Origin of the sequence: Isoptericola halotolerans (assembly GCF_045689585.1) — a bacterium.
Lineage (GTDB): Bacteria > Actinomycetota > Actinomycetes > Actinomycetales > Cellulomonadaceae > Isoptericola > Isoptericola halotolerans_B.
The window spans coordinates 2,197,561-2,219,672 of sequence record NZ_CP140108.1 but is presented as its reverse complement, the minus strand read 5'-3'; the positions used below and the strand labels follow the sequence as shown (position 1 = coordinate 2,219,672).

At 74.9% G+C, this 22,112-nt stretch carries 17 protein-coding genes; 6 read left to right on the top strand and 11 right to left on the bottom strand.

What is annotated here, in order from left to right; translation table 11 throughout:
• Positions 1-89: 89 nt before the first annotated feature.
• Positions 90-3,614, bottom strand: coding sequence for a bifunctional proline dehydrogenase/L-glutamate gamma-semialdehyde dehydrogenase (locus tag UQW22_RS10395; RefSeq protein ID WP_407316810.1), 3,525 nt, complete (start codon positions 3,612-3,614; stop codon positions 90-92).
• Positions 3,615-3,724: 110 nt separating this feature from the next.
• Between UQW22_RS10395 and UQW22_RS10390 the strand changes: the two genes are divergently transcribed.
• The 3 genes from UQW22_RS10390 (at position 3,725) to UQW22_RS10380 (ending at position 6,726) form a co-directional block, all read left to right on the top strand.
• Entirely contained in the window at positions 3,725-4,519 is a 795-nt protein-coding gene (locus tag UQW22_RS10390) for a helix-turn-helix domain-containing protein (protein WP_407316808.1), read from the top strand.
• Between the two features lie 138 nt (positions 4,520-4,657).
• Positions 4,658-5,908: a Glu/Leu/Phe/Val family dehydrogenase gene (locus UQW22_RS10385; protein ID WP_407316806.1), complete on the top strand. Its 1,251-nt coding sequence runs from the start codon at positions 4,658-4,660 to the stop codon at positions 5,906-5,908.
• Positions 5,905-6,726, top strand: a complete 822-nt coding sequence (locus tag UQW22_RS10380) for a putative protein N(5)-glutamine methyltransferase (RefSeq protein ID WP_407316804.1) — start codon at positions 5,905-5,907, stop codon at positions 6,724-6,726. Before UQW22_RS10385 ends, UQW22_RS10380 begins: the two co-directional genes overlap by 4 nt.
• Here UQW22_RS10380 and UQW22_RS10375 read toward each other — a convergent pair.
• From UQW22_RS10375 to UQW22_RS10365, 3 genes are all read right to left on the bottom strand, one after another.
• The gene (locus UQW22_RS10375; protein ID WP_407316802.1) at positions 6,701-7,528 is read right to left on the bottom strand and encodes a tryptophan-rich sensory protein; all 828 of its coding nucleotides are present in this window, start codon (positions 7,526-7,528) and stop codon (positions 6,701-6,703) included. The two genes, UQW22_RS10380 and UQW22_RS10375, sit on opposite strands and share 26 nt — an antisense overlap.
• A gap of 75 nt (positions 7,529-7,603) precedes the next feature.
• On the bottom strand, positions 7,604-8,368 hold the full coding sequence (gene hemQ / locus UQW22_RS10370; protein WP_407316800.1) for a hydrogen peroxide-dependent heme synthase: 765 nt from the start codon (positions 8,366-8,368) through the stop codon (positions 7,604-7,606).
• 37 nt (positions 8,369-8,405) lie between these two features.
• Positions 8,406-9,551 (bottom strand): ferrochelatase, encoded by a 1,146-nt coding sequence (locus UQW22_RS10365; protein WP_407316798.1) that lies wholly within the window; start codon positions 9,549-9,551, stop codon positions 8,406-8,408.
• Positions 9,552-9,736: 185 nt separating this feature from the next.
• Here UQW22_RS10365 and UQW22_RS10360 point away from each other — a divergent pair, with 185 nt between their 5' ends.
• Positions 9,737-11,665: a hypothetical protein gene (locus UQW22_RS10360; RefSeq protein ID WP_407316796.1), complete on the top strand. Its 1,929-nt coding sequence runs from the start codon at positions 9,737-9,739 to the stop codon at positions 11,663-11,665.
• Positions 11,666-11,727: 62 nt separating this feature from the next.
• Here the strand turns inward: UQW22_RS10360 and UQW22_RS10355 are convergent, their stop codons facing one another.
• The 4 genes from UQW22_RS10355 to UQW22_RS10340 form a co-directional block, all read right to left on the bottom strand.
• Entirely contained in the window at positions 11,728-15,813 is a 4,086-nt protein-coding gene (locus UQW22_RS10355; RefSeq protein WP_407316794.1) for a phosphodiester glycosidase family protein, read from the bottom strand.
• A 116-nt stretch (positions 15,814-15,929) separates the two neighbouring features.
• Complete coding sequence (locus tag UQW22_RS10350) at positions 15,930-17,132, bottom strand: glycerate kinase (protein ID WP_407316792.1); 1,203 nt, start codon at positions 17,130-17,132, stop codon at positions 15,930-15,932.
• A 22-nt stretch (positions 17,133-17,154) separates the two neighbouring features.
• A complete protein-coding gene (locus tag UQW22_RS10345; RefSeq protein WP_407316790.1) occupies positions 17,155-17,643 on the bottom strand; it encodes a MarR family winged helix-turn-helix transcriptional regulator in 489 nt (162 codons plus the stop codon).
• A 42-nt stretch (positions 17,644-17,685) separates the two neighbouring features.
• Entirely contained in the window at positions 17,686-18,447 is a 762-nt protein-coding gene (locus tag UQW22_RS10340) for an isoprenyl transferase (RefSeq protein ID WP_407316788.1), read from the bottom strand.
• Between the two features lie 281 nt (positions 18,448-18,728).
• Between UQW22_RS10340 and UQW22_RS10335 the strand changes: the two genes are divergently transcribed.
• Complete coding sequence (locus UQW22_RS10335; protein WP_407320776.1) at positions 18,729-19,397, top strand: hemolysin III family protein; 669 nt, start codon at positions 18,729-18,731, stop codon at positions 19,395-19,397.
• A 42-nt stretch (positions 19,398-19,439) separates the two neighbouring features.
• Here the strand turns inward: UQW22_RS10335 and UQW22_RS10330 are convergent, their stop codons facing one another.
• From UQW22_RS10330 to mca, 3 genes are read right to left on the bottom strand one after another with little or no spacing between them, the layout of a single operon-like run.
• Positions 19,440-20,255: a carbon-nitrogen hydrolase family protein gene (locus tag UQW22_RS10330; RefSeq protein ID WP_407316786.1), complete on the bottom strand. Its 816-nt coding sequence runs from the start codon at positions 20,253-20,255 to the stop codon at positions 19,440-19,442.
• The gene (locus UQW22_RS10325; protein ID WP_407316784.1) at positions 20,252-20,614 is read right to left on the bottom strand and encodes a hypothetical protein; all 363 of its coding nucleotides are present in this window, start codon (positions 20,612-20,614) and stop codon (positions 20,252-20,254) included. Before UQW22_RS10325 ends, UQW22_RS10330 begins: the two co-directional genes overlap by 4 nt.
• The gene (gene mca / locus UQW22_RS10320) at positions 20,614-21,510 is read right to left on the bottom strand and encodes a mycothiol conjugate amidase Mca (protein ID WP_407316782.1); all 897 of its coding nucleotides are present in this window, start codon (positions 21,508-21,510) and stop codon (positions 20,614-20,616) included. The genes UQW22_RS10325 and mca overlap by 1 nt, the downstream gene beginning before the upstream one ends.
• A gap of 53 nt (positions 21,511-21,563) precedes the next feature.
• Between mca and UQW22_RS10315 the strand changes: the two genes are divergently transcribed.
• Entirely contained in the window at positions 21,564-22,010 is a 447-nt protein-coding gene (locus tag UQW22_RS10315) for a DUF4307 domain-containing protein (RefSeq protein WP_407316780.1), read from the top strand.
• Positions 22,011-22,112 lie beyond the last annotated feature (102 nt).

The following is a 22,112-nucleotide window of genomic DNA, read 5'->3' as shown; positions in this document are numbered from 1 at the left end:
AGGCGCACCACGAGCGTCGGTCCACGCGAGCGCCTCCCGGACGAGGCCGTCCACCGGTCGCCCGGCGGACCGGCCTCCCTGGACATCACCTAGTCGCGCAGGTGCCCGTACCGGTGCTTCGTGCGGCTGACGGCCTGCTCGCGCAGGACGGTCAGCAGCTCGCGGCGCCCGGCGGCCAGGACCGGTCCGTCGAGCACCGTCACGTCACCGACGCGTCCCGCCGCGGCCTCGCGCAGGCCCGGGGCCGATCCGACCACCCGGATCCGACCGGTCACCCGCCCGTCGGCGACGGCGGCGGCGAACTGCGCGTGGGAGACCGGCTCCTCGTGCGGCACGCCCCAGCCGGAGTCGGCCTCGGGGACGACGACGGTGCGCACGCCGGCACGGCGGGCCGCAGCGAGCACGCGGCGCACCTCGACGGGCAGGGCGTCGTCGCCGACGCGCACGGTGACCTGGTCGACGGCCCGGTACCGGAACGTGTTCTCCTCGACGCTCAGCCCGGACTCGTCGTGCTCGACGGCGAGCTCCTCGGCCCAGGCCGTGGCGTCGGAGGCCTCGGTCCAGGCGAGCCAGCCCTGTGGGTCGTTGCCGCGCGACGGCGGCGCGTCGGTACCGGACACCGCGTCCGACCAGGTGCCGAGCTGGGCGACGTAGTTCGGGCCGCCGGCCTTGGCGCCGGGGCCGACGGTGGAGGCCTTCCAGCCGCCGAACGACTGGCGCTGCACGATCGCTCCGGTGATGTGCCGGTTGACGTAGGCGTTGCCGACCTCGACGCGGTCCAGCCACGTGGCGATCTCGTCCGCGTCGAGGGAGTGGATGCCGCCGGTGAGCCCGAACGACACCTGGTTCTGGAGGTCGATCGCCTCCTCGAGGCTGTCGGCGCGCAGGATGCCGAGCACCGGCCCGAACACCTCGGTGAGGTGGAAGAACGAGCCGGGCGCGACCCCGTCGCGCAGGCCGGGCGTCCACAACCGCTCGGGGTCGATCCCCGCGTCCGCCGCCTCGTCGTCGAGCCGCCGGGGCTGCACGAGCCACGTCTCCCCGGGCTCCAGGGTGGTCAGTGCCCGTTCGAGCTTGCCGGTGGCCGGTTCGGTCAGCGGGCCCATCACCGTGGACAGGGACGTCGGCAGGCCCACCGCGAGGGAGCGGACGGCGTCCACGAGCTGACGGCGGAACCGCTCGCCCGTCGTGGTCGTCGCGTCGCCGACCGAGCCGACGAGGACGACCAGCGACGCCGCGGAGCACTTCTGCCCCGCATGGCCGAAGGCGCTGCGCACGACGTCGGCGACCGCCAGGTCGAGATCGGCCGACGGCGTCACCACCAGCGCGTTCTTGCCCGACGTCTCGGCGAGCACGGGGCGTTCCGGCCGCCACCGGGCGAAGAGCTCGGCGGTCTCGATGGAACCGGTCAGCACCACGCGGGCCACGTCCGGGTGGGTGACGAGGTGCTGGCCGAGGTCGCCGTCGGGAACGCGCAGGTACTGCACGGCGTCGCGGGCGACGTCCGCGGCCAGGCCGATCTCGGGCGCCACCGTCGCCAGCGCCTCGCGGACCGCCTCCACCGCGAGCTCGTAGCAGCGCGGGGTCGGCGGGGCGGGCTTGGCCAGCACGGTCGACCCGGCCGCGAGGGCGGCCAGCACGCCGCCGATCGGGATCGCGACCGGGAAGTTCCACGGCGGCGTGACGAGCGTGACGCCGTCGGGCGTGAACTCTGCGCCGGTCACCGTGTCGAGCGCCTCGGCCGACGCGGCGTAGTAGTTCGCGAAGTCGATCGCCTCGGTGACCTCGGGGTCGGTCTCCGCGACGGTCTTGCCCGCCTCGTGCACGGCCGCGGCGACGAGGTCGCCGCGGCGTGCCTCGAGCCGGCGGGCGGCCTCGCGCAGTACCCGGGCGCGCCCGGCGGCGGGCACCGCGGCCCACTGCTCGCGCACCTCGACGGCACGTGCCACGGCCGCGTCGATCGAGGTGACGTCGGTGATCTCGGGAGCCTGCACTGGCACGAACCCGCTGTCCGGTCCGACGAGCCGGGCGGCCCACCCACGGTGCTCGGCCACGGACGGGTCGGTGTCGATCGCGTTGCGGAACGGTCCATGCGTGACGGGCGCGGGCTCGGCGGCGAAGCGGGAGCGACGGCGGGGAGCGACGTCGGCGGCGGAGAACGGCACCGCACCGGCCACGGACGCACGGAACGCGATCTCCTGACGCTCCATCGGGGTCTCCGAGACCCCTGGCACGGCGGACGGCGGGGCGAACGACGCGTGCAGGAAGTTCTGCTCGGCCGCGTTCTCCTCGAGGCGGCGCACGAGGTAGGAGATCGCGACGTCGAAGTCCTCGTCGCGGACGACGGGCGTGTAGAGGACGACCTCTCCGTGCTCGCCGGGCCCGCCCTGCGCGGCCAGCTCGGCACGCACCAGCCGCGCCTCGATGGGCGCCATGCCCTGCAGCATCTCGACGTCGAGACCGTCGCTGACGCCGCGACCACGGGCGAGCAGCACCGCGAGCGCCACGTGGAACAGGTTGTGCGAGGCGGCGCCGAGGCGTACCGCGGCCGTGCGCTCGGGCGTGAGGTGGTGGTCGAGGATCCGCACGTAGTTGGCGTCGACGTCGGCCTTGGTGGGGTACGGCGCGGGAGCCCAGTCGTGGAGCTCGGCCTCGACGTGCTCCATCGCGAGGTTGGCGCCCTTGACGAGACGCACCTTGATCCGCGCTCCACCGGCCGCCACCCGGCGCTGCGCCCACGTGGTGAGCTCGTCGAGCGCACCCAGGGCGTCGGGGAGGTAGGCCTGCAGCACGATCCCGGCCTCGACGTCGCGGAACTCCTCGCGGTCCAGCACGTCGCGGAAGACGGCGGTGGTCAGCGGGAGGTCCTTGTACTCCTCCATGTCCAGGTTGAGGAACACACCGTGCTCGCGGGCGGCCCGGTACAGGGGCAGGAGCTGTTCGACCACGCGTTCGCGGGACCCGTCCAGGTCCCAGGTGACGAGCTGGGCCGCCACGGACGAGACCTTGATCGACACGTAGTCGACGTCGTCGCGGCGCACCAGGTCGAGGGTGCGCTGCAGCCGTGCCCGGGCCTCGTCGGCGCCGAGCACCGCCTCGCCGAGGAGGTTGACGTTGAGCGTGTAGCCCTCGTCGCGCGTGCGGGCGAGGTGCTTGCCGAGCCCGCGCCCGGCGTCGGCGACGAGGTGACCCACGAGCTGACGCAACCGCACCCGGGCGGCCGGCACGACGACGGTGGGCAGCACGGGGGCGACCGCCGCGCCGACGCGGAACAGGGCGCGGTCCACCGGCGACAGGAAGGTGGCGCTCCCGGCGTCCCGGCCCAGCCGGGCGAGCGCCTTCGCGGCGACCCGGACGTCCTGGGGCCGGGCGACGTCGTCGACGAAGCCGACGGCCAGGTCCAGGCCCGCCGGGTCGGCGACCAGGTCGCCGAGGCGCTCGGCCGTGGCCCGGGTGCGCCGGTCGGCACGGGTGGCGCCGCCGGCGCCGTCGGCGGCCGCGATCCAGGAGTGCGCGAGGGCGACGGCGTCCTCGACCAGCTCCGCAGCCGTCGGGTGGACCGACGGGTCGGTTCCGGTGGCGGTGGCGCCGCGCTCGTTCAGGTGGGTGCTCATCCGTCCAGGGTGCTCCTTCTCGGCCGTGCTCGTCTTGTACAGGACGGCCCGTGGCGCGGGGCTCCCGCGACAAACTTGCCCGACGGCTCCGGGCCGGGTAGACCAGCACCGTGCCTCACCCCGCGCCCCCGCCCGCCGTCGGGCCCCTCGGCGGTCCCCCGTGGCCGGCGGCCGAGGCCCTCCTGGCGGCGATGGCGCGCACGACGGTCGCGCTCATGGACGAGCTGAACGAGGTGATGTTCTGCGCCAAGGACGTCTCCGGGCGGTACGTGCTGGTCAACCGGACGTTCGTGCACCGCACGAACGAGCGGTCGCGTCGCCAGGTGGTCGGCCGCCGTGCCCGGGACCTGTTCGTGCCGGAGCTCGCCGAGCGGTACGAGGCACAGGACGCGGAGGTGCTGCGCGGCGGTCGGCCCCTGCGCGGCGAGCTGGAGCTCATCCGCCGCCTCGGCGGGTCCGCCGGGTGGTACCTCACCTCCAAGCTGCCCGTGCACGACGACGACGGCCACCTGGTCGGCATCGTCTCGGTCTCGCACGACCTGCGCTCGCGCGACGCCGACGACGTCACGATGGACGCGATGGCACGCCTGCGCACCGCGGTGGACCGGCACCTGGACCGCTCTCCCGACGTGGCCCTCACGGTCCGGGACCTGGCGGCGATGGCCGGCTGCACGCCCGCCGTCCTGGAGCGCCGGGTCAAGCAGGTGTTCGGGCTCTCCCCCCGGCAGCTCGTGCTGCGGACCCGGGTGGACCGCGCCGCCGACCTCCTGACCGGCGGCACCACCCCGATCGTGGAGGTGGCCGCCGTGACCGGCTTCTACGACCAGGCGGCGTTCACCCGTGCCTTCGCACGGCTGACGGGCGAGACCCCGGCCTCGTTCCGCCGTCGGGCACGGCGTGGCTGATCCCGGCGCCCCGCGCCGGACGTGGGGGCTTACGGTTTCCCTGCGGTCCCGCACCGGACCGACCGACCCGCCGGGCACGACCCGATCGCCCGGCACGTCCCTTCCGAGGAGGACCCGTTGACGTCGATCGATGTACCCGTGAGGGCCGACGCCTCACCCCTGGCGACGGCGCACAGCCAGCTCGCGACCGCCGTCGCGCACCTGGGCTACGACGAGGGCGTGCACGAGATGCTCGCCACGCCGCGCCGGGAGACCCACGTCGCGGTGCCCCTGCGGCGTGACAGCGGCGAGACGGTGCTGTTCCACGGCTTCCGGGTGCAGCACAACGTCTCGCGGGGGCCGGGCAAGGGCGGTCTGCGCTACCACCCGGCGGTGGACATCGACGAGGTGCGCGCGCTGGCGATGTGGATGACCTGGAAGTGCAGCATCGTCGACCTGCCGTACGGCGGCGCCAAGGGCGGGATCGGCATCGACCCCCGCGGGTACTCGGCGGCCGAGCTGGAGCGGGTGACGCGCCGCTACACCTCGGAGATCATGCCGGTGATCGGCCCGGACACCGACATCATGGCGCCGGACATGGGCACGGACGCGCAGACGATGGCCTGGGTGATGGACACCTACTCGGTCAACCGCGGCTTCACGATCCCGGCCGTGGTGACGGGCAAGCCGCTCGCCGTGGGCGGGTCGCTCGGCCGCGGCACCGCGACGAGCGCCGGCATCGTGCACGTGACGGCGGCGGCGCTCAAGGAGGCGGAGGTGCCGCTCACGGACGTCACCGTCGCCATCCAGGGCTTCGGCAAGGTGGGCGGGCACGCCGCGACGATCTTCGCCGACCGTGGCGCCCGCGTCGTCGCCGTGAGCGACCAGTACGGCGGCGTCCGCGCGGACGCCGGGCTCGACGTGGTGCGCCTGCAGCAGCACGTCGAGGCGACCGGCTCGGTCGTGGGCTTCGACGACGCCGACCCGATCACGAACGCCGAGCTGCTGGCCCTGGACGTCGACGTCCTCGTGCCCGCCGCGCTCGAGGGCGTGCTCGACGAGTCCACGGCGGGCTCGGTCCGCGCGCGCTGGGTCGTCGAGGGTGCGAACGGGCCGACCACGGCCAAGGGCGACCGGATCCTGGCGGACAACGGCGTCACGGTGGTGCCGGACGTCCTGGCGAACGCGGGCGGCGTCGTCGTCTCCTACTTCGAGTGGGTGCAGGCCAACCAGACGTACTGGTGGTCCGAGCAGGAGATCGCCGAGAAGCTGGCCCGGCGGATGTCCTCCGCGTACGCCGACGTCTCGGCCCTCGCCCGCCGTGACGGCATCTCGCTGCGGGACGCCGCCCTGGTGATCGGCGTCCAGCGCACGGCCGAGGCGCACGAGATCCGGGGCCTGTACCCGTGACCGGCACCGAGGAGGCGCTCGTCGCCCGGCTGCGCGCGGCCGGGTGCGTGTTCGCCGAGGAGGAGGCCCGGCTGCTCGTCGAGCACGGCGGCGACGTCGACGCGCTCGCCGTGCGCCGGGCTGCGGGCGAACCGCTGGAGCACCTGCTCGGGTGGGTGGAGCTCGCAGGGCGCCGGTGGTCGGTGGGTCCGGGCGTCTTCGTCCCGCGCCGACGGTCCGAGCTGCTGGTCCGCGCCGCCCTCGCCGCTCCGGGGGCCGCGGGGGTCGACCGTGCACGACCGGCGGTGGTGCTGGACCTGTGCTGCGGGTGCGGCGCCGTCGGTGGCGCGGTGGCGAGCGCCCTGCCGGACGTGGTGCTGCACGCGAGCGACGTCGAGCCGGCGGCCGTGGCGCACGCCCGCACCAACCTGACGCCGCTCGGGGGGACCGTGCACCGCGGCGACCTGTTCGACCCGGTGCCCGGCGGGCTGCGCGGTGCGGTCGACGTGCTCCTGTGCCACGCCCCGTACGTCCCGTCGGCGGCGATCGCGACGATGCCGCCCGAGGCGCGGGAGCACGAACCACGCGTGGCGCTCGACGGCGGCACCGACGGTCTCGACGTGCTGCGCCGGATGGTCGCCGAGGCGCCCGGCTGGCTCCGGCCGGGCGGCAGCCTGCTGTTCGAGGTGGGTACCGACCAGGTGACCGGCGCCCTGGCGCTCGTCGGGTCGGCCGGCCTCGAGGGCCGCGTCGTGCACGACGAGGACGACGACGGACCGGGCGGCACCGTCGTCGTCGCCACGTCCGCCGGACCTAGCGGGGCCGGCGCGCCAGGGTGACGACCACCGGCGTCGCCACGGCCACGACCGCCGTGATCGTGGCGGCGACGGCGACGACGACGTCGGTCAGCGGGCCCTGCGTGCGGGCGACGGCGATCCAGGCGAGACCCCACCCCGCGGCGAGTCCGACCGGGATGGTCGTGGTGGGGCGCGACCGGCCGAAGACGGCGACCGCGACGACGACCAGCGCACCGGCGCCGGCCAGGACGGCGCCCCAGACGCTCTCGCCGAGGCCCAGCCCGCCGACCTCGTCCGCAGCGAGCGTCGCGGCCACGTCGGCGATCGTCGCGATGCTGACCCACCCGAGGTAGAGCCCCATGGTGACGTCGGTCGCGACGGTGTCGAGCGGCCGTCGCGCCGGGAGGCGCACGATCCGCACGAGGACGACGCACAGCACGGCGAGCAGCGCGACGATGACCAGCACGCTGCCCCACAGCCAACCGGCCTGGACGACACCGATCCAGACGGCGTTGAGCAGCATGGATCCGAGCACCCACCAGCCCACGGCACGCATCCGCGGGTCGGCGGCGCGTCCGGGGAGCAGCTGGACGATCGCGAACAGCAGGAGACCGGCGTAGATCACCGACCAGATGGAGAAGGCCGGCGAGCCGGGTGCGACCACGGTGGCCTCGGCAGAGAGGGCTCCCCCGGCCGCCTCGGAGACCGGTTGGCCACCGGCCGCGCCGGAACCGAGGGCGGCACCGGCGATCGCGAGGAGCGACCCGAGCAGCACGACGACCTGACGCACCCGGTCGCCGGCGGTGGCAGGGGCTGAGGACGCGCTGGGGCTCTCGGTGCTCATGGCTCCAGCATGACGAACATCAGCCTGCTGAGCATCTGGGGACGCACCGAGCACCCCGTGCGGCGGCGCGGCCCGTCAGGCGAGCGGCTGCCGCTCTGCCCAGTCGGCGAGCGCGACGCGGGGCCCCGTGAAGAAGGGGATCTCCTCGCGCACGTGCCGGCGCGCCTCGGTGGCCCGCAGGTCGCGCATGAGGTCCACGATGCGGTGGAGCTCGTCGGCCTCGAAGGCGAGCAGCCACTCGTAGTCGCTCAGCGCGAAGGTGCTCAGGGTGTTCGCCCGCACGTCCTCGTAGCCGGCGGCGGCCTTCCCGTGGTCGCGCAGCATGGTGCGGCGCTCGGCGTCCGGCAGCAGGTACCAGTCGTAGGAGCGCACGAACGGGTAGACGCACAGGTAGTCGCGCGGGCGCTCGCCCGCGAGGAACGCCGGCACGTGGCCCCGGTTGAACTCCGCGGCGCGGTGCAGGGCCACGACCGACCACTCGGGGGCGAGCGCGGCACCCAGCCGCGAGGCGCGCAGGCGCTGGTAGGCGCCCTGCACGGACTCCACGGTGGGGCCGTGCACCCAGACCATGAGGTCGGCATCGGCACGCAGGCCGGCGACGTCGTAGACGCCCCGCACGACGACGTCACCGTCGGTCCGGGCGGCGTCGCGCGACCCGGCGTCCGCACCGCGCCACAGCGCCGTCTCCGCCTCGGCCACGACCTCCGCCCGCTCCACCGGGTCGGCGGGCAACGGCTCGGCGACGGAGAACACCGCGACCATCGCGTAGCGGATCGAGGTGTTGATCGCCTCGGCGTCGACGGCCTCACCGGTGTCGGCGTGGATGTGCTGGTCGGTCATCGTGCGTTCCTCCTGCGGGGCCGGTCGGTCGGGATGGTCAGCGGTAGAGGTCTCGCGAGCACAGGGCGGGCACGCCGCTCGGCTCGCCGTCGCGCCGCAGGCAGCAGTCCACCTCGCAGACCGACCGGAAGGCCGGCAGGCCACCGACGGTCTCCTCCGCGACGGCCTCGCCCCGGGCGATCGCGGCGCGTTCGAGCAGCAGGTCGACCAGGCCGGACACGAACTCCGGGCGGGTACCGACGGTGCCCGCCCGCACCGCGGTCATCCCGAGCTCGGTGGCGGTCTGCATCGCCTCGGTGTCGAGGTCGTAGGCGACCTCCATGTGGTCCGAGACGAAACCGATCGGGGACATCACGACGTCGCGCAGGCCTCCGCCCGCCCGTGCGGTGAGCAGGTCGTTGACGTCGGGCTCGAGCCACGGCTGCGACGGGGGGCCGGACCGGGAGCAGTAGGCCAGCTCCCACTCGACGGCGTGCCCGAGCCGGTCGGCGACCTGCCCGGCGATGACCCCGGCGACGTCCAGGTGCTGCTCGGAGTAGGTCGCGGACGAGATCCGCGAGGCCGCCTCCATCGTGTCGGGGATGGAGTGCGTGACGAAGACGAGCTTCGCCGCGGCGGGGGCCCCGCCCTTCGCGGCGAGCTGCGCGTAGGCCTCGACGACGGCCTCGACGTTGGCCTGCACGAACCCGGGGTGGTTGAAGTACGACCGGATCTTGTCGAACCGCACGCCCGTCGAGCCGTCGGGCCCGAGCTGACCGCGTCCGTCCAGGGTGACGGCGAGGTCCTCGCGGTACTGCCGGCATCCCGAGTACGACGAGTACGCGGAGGTCACCAGGGCGACGGCACGCTGCGCGCCGAGGCGCTCGAGCTCGTCGATCGCGTCGGTGGTGTACGGCTCCCAGTTGCGGTTGCCCCACACGACGGGCAGCTCGATGCCGCGCCGCGCGAGCTCGGCCTCGAGCGCCGCCTTCAGCGCGAGGTTCTGCTCGTTGATGGGGCTCTTGCCGCCGAACCCGTAGTAGTGCTCGCCGACCTCTTCGAGGCGGGCGTCGGGTATCCCCTTGCCGGCGGTCACGTTGCGGAGGAACGGGACGACGTCCTCCGCCTTGTTCGGGCCACCGAAGGAGCACAGGAGCAGGGCGTCGTACGGGCCGGTGTCGGCCGACCGGGGGGTCATCGGCATGACCCTCATCCTCGCACCGGTCGGGGTCCGCGGGCGCCCCGGACGGCTCGCGCAGGACGTGACATCGAACCGACACCGTGTCACCTCGTCGCGTGGCTCGCCGAACGCCCCGGGAAATGTCACGATCAGGTCACGACGACGGTAGGCTCGAGGTCCCGGTCCGACCGCGAGCCGAAGGAGGCGACGTGACGCTGCGCACCTCCGCCCCTCGCGGCACACGGCCGGCAGACCGCCCGCGCGCCGTGCCCACGATGGTCGACCACGTGCGCAGCGCGGCCCAGGCCGAGGACCTCGCCGCCCGGCTCCAGCACCCCGACCGCACCTGGCCCGTCGTCGTCGTCTCCACCACGCGGGACCGCGGACGCCCCTGCGTCGACCCGGCCCGCGTGCTGGACGAGGTCCGCGGGCTCGCCGAGGTCGTCGTCGTCCACACGGGCGAACCGTCCTGGGCCTTCTCCCACGGCATGCCACCGGGCACCCCCGTGTACGGCGGCGCGTCCCGCGTCTACCCGGTGGGCGTGGAGTGGGTGCACGACCCGTCGCGCTCGACCCTGTGGTTCGCCGACGACGGCGCCGAGGGCACCCGGGTGCACGAGCTGCTCGTCCAGGACGCCCTCACCGCGGCCGTCTCCGCCGGACTCGCCGGGACCGCCGCCGCCCCCGGCGGGAGCACCACGGGTGCCCGCGTCCTCGGCGTCGTCGGCACCCGTGCGCTGGTCCAGACGTCCGCCGGCGCGACGGCGCAGGTCGCCCAGGAGCTCACCCTGCCGATCGTGCCGATCGACCGCCTGCTGGCGCCACGCATGCGGGTGCGCGGCGTCCTCGACGCCGGCGCCCGGCGACTCGACGTGCGCGGCATGCTCCCCGACGCGGCCACCCAGCTGGCACGGGTCCAGGAGGCGTACCCACCCGGGGCCGTCGTCCCCGCGCAGGTGCACGAGGTCGCCGACGACGCCGTGCTGCTGGCCCTCGCCCCCGCCGTGACCGTCCGGGTCGCGCGGGAGCGGGCGACCGGCGGCGACGACGACCTGCGGGACCTGTTCTCCGTCGGCGAGGCGGTCGCGGCCCGGCTGCTGCCCGGCCACCCTGTCCCGGGACCGGGCGGCGGCACGATCCGCCCCGACCTGCGGCTCGACGACGTGGCGGACACCGAGCCCGTGCGCCCGGCGCTCAGCCTGCTCGACGACGGCCCGCCGTGGCTGCCGCCGCCGGCGTCCGTGCACGACTCCCTCGGCTCGACGGACTCCGCCGGGACACCCGGCGAGCCGCCGGACGAGCACCGCGCCACGACGCCGCCGCGGCCGCTCCCCGGTCCGGGGCCGCGCCCGGCGGTCCCGCCGCGCGGCTCCGGACCTCGTCCGGGACCGGGGTCGACCTCCACCCCGCCCGACGGCGGCGCCCCGCCCGTGGTCGCGGAACCGGTACCGTCCAACCCCGTCAAGAAGGCCCTCGTCAACCAGCTCGAGCTGTCCGTGCACGAGCACCGCTCACGGGCCGACCGCGCCGAGCACGAGGCCACCGAGCTCCGTGCCACCGTCCGGGCCCTGGAGCTGGAGGTCTCCGGGCTGCGCGACCTGGCCCGCGAGCAGCGCGACCGTCTCGACCGGCTGCACACGACCGTCGAGCGGTACAAGTCCAAGATCCGCAGCGCCCGCAAGGACCGCGCCCGGACGCAGGACACGGGGGCAGGCGCGCCCGCACGGTGCTTCACGGACCCCGAGGCACAGCTCCGGTTCGACGTGCTGCGCACCTGGGTGGAGATCATCGGCGCGGCAGAGAAGGACCGGTACCCCCTGCCCGGCTTCGCCGTGGGTCCCCGGTTCTGCGAGTCCCTCGCCGACGTCGGGCGCGGTCTGGAGGACAAGGTGCACCGCGCCGTCGTCCTGGTGCTCGTCGGGCGCGCACCGGAGGTCTCCGGGTTCGAGCTGCACCGTCTGAGGCGCGGCGACGGCGGTGGCAGCCCCTACCTGGTGCGCGAGTCCGACGGCGCCCAGGCCATGCGGCTGTCGCTGCAGGTCAGCTCCCCGCAGGCCCGTCGGCTGCACTACTGGGTGCTGCCCGGTGGCGACGTCGAGCTGTCCCGCGTGGTGCTGCACGACGACATCGACCCCTGACGGCGCTCGTGCGGGGGCACCTCCCGGTGCCCCGCACGAGCGCCCTCCGTCCGCGTGCCCGGTCAGTCGCGCACCCGGACCCGCAGCTCCCGGCTGCGGGTCTCCCCGGCGTCGTTGGTGAGCACCGCGGTGTAGCTGTACGTGCCGGGCTCCCGTCCGGAGAGCAGCGTCGAGGCCGACTGCGCCTCGCCGCCGACGCCTGCCACCAGCTCCTGCCGGTCGACCTCCGTACCGTTCTCGTACAGCACGTACCCGGTGGCCTGCGTGCCCCACCACTTGTCCACCGTGACGGTGTAGGCACCGTCACGGTCGTGGTTGTCGTGCGACAGCACGGGCGTGCCCGGCGTGGCGTCCGTGACCCGCACGGTGTGCTCGCCGCGGCACGGGGTCGTCCCGGCCGCGTTGACCAGCTCGCACGTGTACACGTACTCGCCGTCGTGGCGTCCCGTGACCGGGACGGTGACGCGCTGCGCCGCGGTGCCCCCGTGGGAGAGGTCCTCGGTGTGCAGCAGCTCGCCGTCCTCGAAGAGGCGCAGCGAGGTGGCGTTCTCGCCCCACCAGAGGTCGACCATGATCTGGTAGTCACCGTCGCGCAGACCGGTGTCCCACCCGTTGTCGTCGCTGAGCCGCGCCTCGCCGGGCGCCCCGGCCGGGACGAGCACCTCGTGGGTACCCACCGTCCCGTTGACCTCGACCTCGATCGTCGCCCGGCCGGCGGCGAGGGCCGTGACCTGCCGGCTGCTGGGGTCCATCGCCAGCACGGTGCCCGACGGCGCGTCCCCGGCGGCGCCGAGGAAGACGCCGTCGCCGCCCCACCGGGCCGAGACCGGCCACTCGACCGGGACCTCGCGGTCGCCGTCCTGGGTGACCAGGGCGCTGACCCGTCCCGAGGTGTCGACCGCGAGCTCGGCCGGACCGGAGACGGCGACGTGCTCGGCCCGCGCGTTGACCTCCCACCCGAACCAGCCGTCGTGGCCGGTGCCCGTGGCCGCCGGGTCGATGCCGACCATCGACCAGCCGGTGAAACCACCGTCGTCGGGCGTGCTCGCCGGGCCCTTGCCGGAGTTGCCGTTGACGACGGACGGGACGCCGTCCCGCGTCGAGGCGTGGAAGACGCCGGCGTGCGCACCGACCGTGGCGATCTCCTTGCCGGAGGTCTCGCGGAACTCCTCGAACCAGCCACGCAGCGTCTCGGCCTCGAGCCGGTCGGAGAGCTGGGAGGCCCTCGTGGGCAGCGGGTCGTCCAGCGGGTGGTGGAACAGGGTCACCACACCGGTCACCGCGTCGTCCGCCGCGGCCTCGTCCAGGGACTCGCGCAGCAGGCGCAGCTGGGCGAAGTCGCTGCCGAGACGCCCCGTGGACGAGTCGAGCATGATCAGGCGCGTGGTCCCGCCGTCGGCCGGGACGTCCACGACGTGCGTCCGCTCGCCGAACTCCGCCTCGAAGTTCTCGATGGAGCCGCCCATGATCTCGTGGTTGCCGGGCACGTAGTACCAGGGGAAGTCCACGCCGGCGAGCTCGTCGGTGAGGATGTCGCGCGCCAGGTCGAAGTCGGCCGGCGAGGCCTCGTCGACCAGGTCCCCGTTGACGACCAGCAGGTCCGGGTCCTCGGCCGCGATCTCGGCCAGCGTCTGCCGGGCGCCCTGGACCGCTCCCGATCCCGGCGAGCGGGCCACGAACTGGGCGTCCGACATGACGGCGACACGCAGCGGTGCGTCGTCGGTCGCGCCCTCGGTCACCACCACCGGGTCGGCGACCTCGACCGGTTCGGGGACCTCGACGTCGGGCGGGACGTGCGCCCGGACGTCGGAGATCACCAGCTCGCCGGCGTACTGCGCGGCCGCGCTGGTCTCCAGGGCGCGCACCCGCTGCACCACCAACGGGTACTGCACACCGTCCGGCACGGCGAGCTCGACCTGGCGCCAGCCCTCCCACGACACGGTCGGACCGTCGAGGTTGGTCACCACGCCGTCGCCCTGCTGCACCTGCAGGCGCAGCCAGGCACCGTTCGCGTCGCCGTGCACCCACATCGTCACCTGGCGCGGCTGGCCGGGGAGCTCGCGGCCGCCGTCGGGGACCACCGCGTACTGCCCGCGGGTCGCGGTGGACTGCGTGAAGTCGTAGACCATCCGCAGCCCGGCGGCGCCGTCGTGCCCCTCGGCCGGCTCGACCCGGCCTCCCGGGGCACGGGCGTGCGCGGAGGTCCAGTCGCTCGCGTCGGCGAGGTCGGCGACGACCACCTCGTCCAGGGAGACCGCGACGGCGAGCTCGACCGTCAGGTCGTCGACCGCGAGCGTGAAGCTCGCGGCGCCCGAGGGCTCCAGCGCCCGCACGACGAACGACCCGTCCGCGGCAGGCTCGAGCGTCGCGACGCCGTCCCCGCCGGCGACCTCGACGTCGCGCGCCTCGACCGGGGCCCGGTAGCCGTCGGCGTCGTGACCGACGACGGTCACCGCCGCGGTGTCCTCGGCGTCGGAGAGCGTGACCACCGGCTCCGGCACGGTGAGACGCACCGGGTCGCCGAGCACGGTGAGCTCGGCGGCCCCGGTGGCCACGCCGTCACCGGTCACCGTCGCCGCCCGGACGGTCGCCGTGCCCGCCCCGGCACCGGTGACGACGCCGGAGCCGCCGTCGGCGCGGGAGACCTGCGCGACGTCGTCGTCCGTCGTCGTCCACTCCTGGGGCGCGCCCTCGACGGCGGCCAGCGTCTCGTCGTATCCTGCGGCGATCAGCGTCCGGTGCATGCCGGGGAACACCCGCAGGGAGTCGGCGGCGGCCGAGACCGTGCGCACGTCGTAGGCGTCCACGACACCCGATCCGCCGTCGACGAACAGGCCCAGGCCGTTGGCGTCCAGACGTTCCGTCCCGTCCGACGGGCTGTTCACCACCGAGGTGGTCGTGTCGCCCGGCACGCGAGCGTTCATCTGCGACGACCCGCCGCCGTCGAGGTTGAGGGCGTCGTCGGCGCCGAGCTGCGCCATGAGCTCCCCGAGCTCGGCCAGGCTCATGCCCGTGCTGGCCGCCTGCCGCCCGTCGACCACCACGAGGTAGGCCGTAGACCCGTCCGCCGAGAACCCGACCGCCGTGCGCGGGTGCCGCGCGGTGGCGAAGCTGCTCGTGGCGGACGTGACCTCGCCGTCGTCGAGCAGCCAGTCGTCCGGGTCGCCGCCGATCGCGACCGCGACGTCACCGGCGTCCTCGCGCAGGCCGTAGGCGAGGGTCACCTCGACCCCGACCTCCAGGGCGGCCAGCGTGTCCGCCGCGTCCCCGGGGCGCGCCACCAGGGCGCGCACGTCGTCGGCCAGCCGCCCCTCGCCCGGGGCTCCGACGGCGACGACCTCGCCGCGGACGTCGTCCGTCAGGGCGACCTGCACCTCCACGCCGGTCTCGCCGTTGCCCAGCGGGCGGGCTCGGCTCGCGTCGCCCCAGGAGGTGTCGTAGACGGCGAGCCCGCCGGCCGGGACTCCGGTGACGTTGAGACCGTCCACGGGGAGCTCCGTGGTGGCGTCCGCGCCACCCTCCGCGGCCGGCACCTCGACCGACCCGCTGAGGAACAGCTCGGCCAGCCGGCCCATGCCGTCGGAGTCGAAGACGACCGACCGGTGCCGCCCGGGCGTGGCCGACTTCAGCAGCTCGCCGTCGTCCACGGCGGTGCCGAGCGCCGCGCCGGAGTTGTTGATGTCGAAGAAGTCCCCGTTGACCGCGGCGACGGCGCCGGCGGAGTCCGCCATCTCCGACACGGTGGCGTTGCCCGCCACGTCCTCGGCACCGAGGTAGCCGAAGTCCGCGGAGCCGTCGGCCAGGTCGACGACGAGCACCTCGCCACTGAGCCAGCCGTCGGCCGACACGCGGGCGAACTCGGTCAGCTCCAGGCCGGGAGCGACGAGTCGTTCGACGCGCTCGGTGACGAGGGCGGCGCCGCCGTCGTCCAGAGCCAGGTCGACGACGTCGTCCCGCAGCGACTCGCCGGCCGGTGCCGCGGTGGCCGCCGCGACCGGGGGCTCCTCCGTCGCGGCCGCCGCGGGCACGGCCGGCACGAGCAGCGCCAGCCCTGCCAGCGAGGCGGCGGCCATGGTCCGGGCCCGCGGCGGCCGGTGCGGCCCGTGCGGCCCGTGCGGCTCACGGAGACGGGTGGTCGCAGGACTCATCGCGTTGCTCCCCTGATCGGCTGCGCGCACCAGGTCGGTGGCACAGTCGCAGGGTGGCGCGGGGAGGTTGCCGCGAACCGTCCCCGGGGCGACCGCCGGGCGAAGTCTCGGTGGCGTCAGCGCCGGGCGAGGGTGAGGTTCGTCACCGATGCCGCGACGTCGGTCAGGCGCGCCGCCGTGCGGGACATCAGGTCGTCGAGCCCGACGGGCCCCGGCGCGATCGAGAACGCCGCCGTGATCCCGGCGGCCCGCGTCTGCTCGGCGGGCAGCAGGACCTGGCCCGCGACCACGACGACCGGCGGGCGGGCGGGAGACGCCGCGGCGAGCCGCGCGACGCCGTCGGCCACCTTGCCGCGCACCGACTGGGAGTCGAACGACCCCTCGCCGGTGAGCACCAGGACGGCGTCCTCGATCGCCGCCGGCAGCCCGACCGCCTCCGCGACCAGGGTGGCACCCGGTTCCGGCTCGGCACCGAGGAGCGCCACGAGCGCCGCCGGGACCCCGCCGGCGGCCCCCGCGCCCGGGAGGTCGTGCGTCCGGACGCCGGTCTCCCGCTCGAGCAGGTCCGCCCACCGGGTCAGCGCCTCGTCCAGGAAGGCCACCTCCCCGGCGCCGGCGCCCTTCTGCGGGGCGAACACGGCCGCCGCGCCGAGCTCGCCGACGAGCGGGTTGGTGACGTCCACGGCCAGCCGCCACCGCACCTGGCGGGCACGCGGGTGCAGGCCGGACAGGTCGAGCGACGCAACCTGCGCGAGCCCTTCCCCGCCGTCGGGCACGGGTCGGCCGTCCGCGTCCAGGAGGCGCGCGCCCAGGCCGACGAGGAGACCCGCCCCGCCGTCCGTGGACGCGGACCCGCCGAGGCAGACGAGCACCTCCTGCACACCCGCGTCGAGCACGGCCGCCGCGACGTCGCCGGTGCCGCGGGTGCCGGCGTGCAACGGCTGCAGGGGCACGTCGCTCACGGCGGGCAGCCCGCTGGCCTCCGCGAGCTCGACGACGCCGGTGCGCCCGTCGGGCGAGACGGCGTAGCGCGCGGTGGTGGCCCGGCCGACGGCGTCGACGGTCGCGGCCTGACGGACCGGCGACCGCCATGTGGTGAGCAGCGCGTCGAGGGTTCCCTCGCCGCCGTCGGCCATGGCCAGGCACGTCACCCGGGCGTCGGGCGCCGCGGCGAGCACCCCGTCGCGCAGCGCCGCGGCGACGTCGGGGGCGGCGAGGCTGCCCTTGAAGGAGTCGGGGACGACGACGACGTGGGGTGCGTCGGGCGTCGGGGGGACCGCAGCGGGCCCCCTGGTCTCAGCAGGCGTCGGCGAGGTCACGCGCCGAGGATATCGGCACCGATCAACCGCGGGGGGACCAGTCCGCGATACCCGCCTGGGCACCCCGCAGCTTGTCGAGCAGGCGGGTCAGCTCGGCCTGCTCGGCCGGGTCGAGCGCTCCGCCGACGTACTGCTCCATGGCACGCACGTGCCGTCGTCCGACGGCACGCTGCGTCCTGCGCCCCGTCTCGGTCAGGGCCACGAGGGTCCCGCGGGCGTCGTCCACCGGGACCGAGCGCAGGACCAGCTCACGGTCCTCGAGCCGCTCGACGAGGCGGGAGAGCGAGGACTGGGCCATGAGCACGCTGTCGTTGAGGTCGCGCAGCCGCATCGTGCCGTCGGCGGCGCGGGACAGGGTGAAGAGCACGTCGTACTCACGGATGGAGATCTCGTGCCAGACCGCGTCCGCCTGGAACCGGCGCATGAGCGTGACCTGGGTGCGGAACAGCGCCTCCCACGTCCGGGCGGCGTCCCGGGCGGCGCCGGGCAGGGGGCTCTCGGTCGGTGTCATGGGGTCTCCCGTCCCGGCGTCGTCGCCGCGGTGTCTCGGTACCTATCGTCCCAGCCGGCGCTCACGCCGGGAGAAGTCGCGCAGCGCCCGCAGGAAGTCGACACGCCGGAAGTCGGGCCAGAAGGCCTCGACGAAGGACAGCTCGGAGTGCGCGCTCTGCCACATGAGGAAGCCGCCCACCCGCAGCTCGCCCGAGGTGCGGATCACCAGCTCCGGGTCGGGCTGGCCCTTGGTGTAGAGGTGGGCGGCGATGTCCTCGACGTCCAGCCGCTCGGCGAGCTCGGCGAGCGTCGTGCCGTCGGCCTCCGCCGCCCGCAGGTAGGACCGCACGGCGTCGGCGATCTCGTGCCGCCCGCCGTAGCCGACGGCGACGTTGACGTGCAGGCCGTCCACCTGCGCCGTCTCGGCGGCCGCGGCGCGCAGGGCGGCGGCGAGACGTTCGGGCAGCAGGTCCAGGCGTCCCATGATCCGCAGCCGCCAGCGGCCGGACCCGGCGAGGTCGCGCACCGCGTCCTCGATGATGTCGAGCAGGTTGGCCAGCTCGTCCTTCGGGCGGGCCAGGTTGTCCGTGGAGAGCATCCACAGCGTCACGACCTCGATCCCCAGCTCCTCGGCCCAGCCCAGGAACTCGGTGATCTTGTCGGCGCCCTTGCGGTGCCCGGTGGCCGCCGTCTCGCCGAACGACTTCGCCCAGCGCCGGTTGCCGTCGAGGATGACGCCGACGTGCCGCGGCATCTGCTCGTGGTCCAGCGAGCCGGCGAGCCGACGCTCGTACAGGCTGTACAGCGGATGGGGCAGGCGCACGCTGGTCCTTCACGGGTGAGGCGGACGAATCGGGACAACGGTACCGCTCCCCCGGGCACGGGCGGCACGCCGGACGCAGGCCCCCGGCGAGGGTGCGCCGCCTCGTCGCACGATCTTCACACGCGGGGGCGACACGGCGTCGAGCGATCGCCTACGCTGTCGTAACCTACGGAACCGTAGGTTGTCGTACGGACCAGAGCATCGAGCAGGGAGACGTCGTGGCAGGAGGAACCGAGCGCCGTTCGCGCCGGGCCGGGGTCCCGGAGGCCGGGGAGACCACCGTGACCGCCCAGGAGGTCGCCCGCGAGGCGACGGAGGCCGCCCGGCCCAAGCCCCGCCTGCGGGGCTGGATCCACGCCGCCACCACGCCGCTGGCCCTCGCGGCGAGCATCGTCCTCGTCGTGCTCGCGGAACCGGTGGCCGGCAAGGTCGCCGCCGCCGTCTTCGGGCTCAGCGCGTTCCTGCTCTTCGGCACCAGCGCCGTCTACCACCTCGGCAGCTGGTCGCCCCGCGTGGCGGCCGTCCTGCGCCGCATGGACCACGCGAACATCTTCCTCATCATCGCGGGAACGTACACCCCGCTCGCGGTCATGCTCCTGGACCCGCGCACCGCGACCACCCTGCTGACGATCGTGTGGACCGGCGCGGTCGCCGGGCTCCTGGCGCGCGTGCTGTGGATGAACGCACCCCGCTGGTTCTACGTGCCGGTCTACGTGGCGCTCGGCTGGGTGGCGGTCGCCTACCTGGGCCAGTTCGGCGCCGCCGGCGGCCCCGCGGTCGTGTGGCTCGTCGCCGGCGGCGGGCTCGCCTACACGGTGGGCGCCGTCGTGTACGGGACCAAGTTCCCGGACCCGTCGCCCCGCTGGTTCGGGTTCCACGAGATCTTCCACGCCCTGACGGTCGTGGGGTTCACCTGCCACACCGTCGCGATCTACCTCGCCGCCGTCTGAGGAGCTCGGCGCGGACGGGACGGGACTCGGGCGCGGACGGGTTCAGCGCGGCACGACGGTGTACCGGCGGTTGGCCAGCGACGGGTTGGCACGACGGACGACGGCGAGCCCGTCGGGGTCCAGGTCCACGGTCCGGTACTGCGGCCGCTCGTCCAGCTCCAGGCCGACGACGCCGTCCGGCCCGGCCAGCAGCGACCGCCCCGTGACCCCCTTGCCGGCCATGCCCACGCCGATCACCACGGCGGTGTTCTCGATGGCCCTGGCCGTCAGCAGCGTGCGCCAGTGCTCGGCCTTCAGCGGCCCGTCCACCCAGGCCGCCGGGACCACCAGCACGTCCGCGCCCGCGTCGACCACACGGCGCGCCGACTCGGGGAACCGCAGGTCGTAGCAGGTGATGACGCCGAACGTGAGGTCGCCGACGCGGACGGTCAGCGGCTCCGCGTCCGCCGGCCCGGGCTCGAGGCGGTCGGACTCGCGGGTTCCGAACGCGTCGTACAGGTGCACCTTGCGGTAGACCCCCACGAGGTCGCCGTCGGGCCCCACCGCGACGACGGCGTTGACCGCGCGGCGCGGACCGTCGTCGTCCGGCCCCGGTTCGCCGCCCGGCAGCGTGGTCCCGGCCACGACCCCCACCCCGTGCCGCGCCGCGAGGGTGCGCAGCGTCGTCACGAACGGGCCGTCGAGGGGCTCGGCGTGCTCGATGCCGACGCCGTGCCGGTGGTACCCGGAGGCGTACTCGGGCAGGACGAGCAGGTCGGCGTCGACCCCCGCGGCCGCCTCGAAGGCGTCGGCGACCATGTAACGGTTCGCCTCGTGGTCGTCCGCGACGGTGACCTGCGCGACCGTGACCCGGGTCATGACGGCGGCCGCCCGCCGCCCGGCTCGTCCGGCGTGCCGTCGTCGGGCACGTCCGGGGAGACCGGGGTGCCCGACTCTCCGGCGGACGCCGCCGCACGCTCCGGCTCGGGGTGGTCGCGCCGGAACCCGATGGTCCGGCGCTCCGGGACCTCGATGCCGTGCGCCCGCGCGTAGGCGTTGGCCTTGCGCATGTGGCGGCTCAGCGACAGGAAGAGGAGCACCGCCGCGACCGCGACGCCGAAGGTGGCGAGGAACCCCGTCAGCCCGGGCGTCACCTCCCAGTCCTCCAGCGGCGGCGTCGACGGACTGGGCGACGGGTCGACGTCGGCGACCAGGCCCACGAGCAGCGCCAGAGACATCAGGCCCCCTCCCGGAGGCCGGCGAACAGGTCGTCCTCCGGCGTCGTGGCCTCGACCCGGGAGTCCGCGAGCTCGAACTCCTCGGTGGGCCACACGTCCGCCTCCAGGTCGCGCGGCACCGCGAAGAAGAACCCGTCGGGGTCGATCTGCGACGCGTGCGCGGTCAGCGCGGCGTCACGCTGCGCGAAGAACTCGGCCACGTGGACCTTCGTCGTGGCCAGGCGCTCCGGGATCTCCCGGACTGCCCGCGACTCGATCCAGTCGCCGAACGGGGACTCCAGGCCGGCCCCCTCCATCGCCTCGTGGACGGCACGCAGGCGGTCGACCGAGAACCCGTGGTTGTAGTAGAGCTTGCTCGGCTCCCACGGGGCGGCGCCGCCGTCGACCACGTAGCGGATCTCGTCGCCGGCCGCGTGGTACGCCTCGAACGCGACCTCGTGGCAGCGGATGTGGTCAGGGTGCGGGTAGCCGCCCGAGGGGTCGTACGTCGTCATGACGTGCGGGCGGAACTCGCGCACGAGCTCGACCAGGGGGGCGGACGCCTCCTCCAGGGGCAGCAGCGCGAAGCAGCCGTCCGGCAGCGGCGGCAGCGGGTCGCCCTCCGGCAGCCCCGAGTCGACGAACCCGAGCCAGTGCTGGCGCACACCGAGCGCCGCGGCCGCGGCCGCCATCTCGAGGCGGCGGACCGCGCGCTTCTCTTCGAGCGTGTCGAACCGGTGACCCGACGGCGGCTCGAACGACGGGTTGAGCACGTCGCCCCGCTCGCCGCCCGTGCAGGTCACGACCAGCACCTCGACGCCCTCCGCGGCGTAGCGCGCCGTCGTGGCCGCGCCCTTGCTCGACTCGTCGTCCGGGTGCGCGTGCACCGCCATGAGACGCAGTGGTTCGCCGGCCAAGGGTCCTCCAGGGATGGTTCGGGACGTCAGCGTTCGTCGGGGACAATGGTGTCATGACCTCCGAGCAGCCCCCCGCCGTCCCCGCCGGTCGGTACGGCGCGGCGCGTCCCGCCGCGGGGCCGGCCGGTCGACCGACGTCGCGGCCCCCCGCTCGGCGCGGGACCCGGGCCGCGGTCGTGGTCGCCCTGGTCGCCGCCGTCGCGCTCGTCGCGTGGTTCTCCTTCTCGCTGAGCGCGAGCGACCCGGTGACGGCCGAGATGGTCGGCTTCGACGCCGTCGACGCCGAGCAGGTCGACGTCACCTTCCAGGTCCACATGCCCCCCGGCACGACCGCCGTCTGCACCGTCGACGCCCTGTCGACGAGCTACGCGCAGGTCGGCACGCTCGACGTCGCGGTGGGCCCCGTGGAGGGCCGGACCTCGGCGTACGAGGTGTCGGTCGGCACCTCCGAGCTCGCCACCTCCGCGGACGTCGTCGGGTGCGAGGCCGACGGTTCCTGAGCCGCCTCCCCGCCGTGTTCCTCGCGGTCCGGGGCCCCCGTCGGCTATCCTGAGGGATTCACACGCAGTCCTGCGCCGTCCGGCGCGCGTACCGACGCCCGC

Bases quoted from the DNA above. Each gene is read 5' to 3' on its own strand.
- UQW22_RS10325 (WP_407316784.1), bottom strand. From the start codon at position 20,614: ATGTCTCTGGCGCTGCTCGTGGGCCTGGTCGCCGACGTCGACCCGTCG.
- hemQ (WP_407316800.1), bottom strand. From the start codon at position 8,368: ATGACCGACCAGCACATCCACGCCGACACCGGTGAGGCCGTCGACGCC.
- UQW22_RS10395 (WP_407316810.1), bottom strand. From the start codon at position 3,614: ATGAGCACCCACCTGAACGAGCGCGGCGCCACCGCCACCGGAACCGAC.
- UQW22_RS10375 (WP_407316802.1), bottom strand. From the start codon at position 7,528: ATGAGCACCGAGAGCCCCAGCGCGTCCTCAGCCCCTGCCACCGCCGGC.
- UQW22_RS10355 (WP_407316794.1), bottom strand. From the start codon at position 15,813: ATGAGTCCTGCGACCACCCGTCTCCGTGAGCCGCACGGGCCGCACGGG.
- UQW22_RS10365 (WP_407316798.1), bottom strand. From the start codon at position 9,551: ATGCCGATGACCCCCCGGTCGGCCGACACCGGCCCGTACGACGCCCTG.
- UQW22_RS10315 (WP_407316780.1), top strand. From the start codon at position 21,564: ATGACCTCCGAGCAGCCCCCCGCCGTCCCCGCCGGTCGGTACGGCGCG.
- UQW22_RS10345 (WP_407316790.1), bottom strand. From the start codon at position 17,643: ATGACACCGACCGAGAGCCCCCTGCCCGGCGCCGCCCGGGACGCCGCC.
- UQW22_RS10330 (WP_407316786.1), bottom strand. From the start codon at position 20,255: ATGACCCGGGTCACGGTCGCGCAGGTCACCGTCGCGGACGACCACGAG.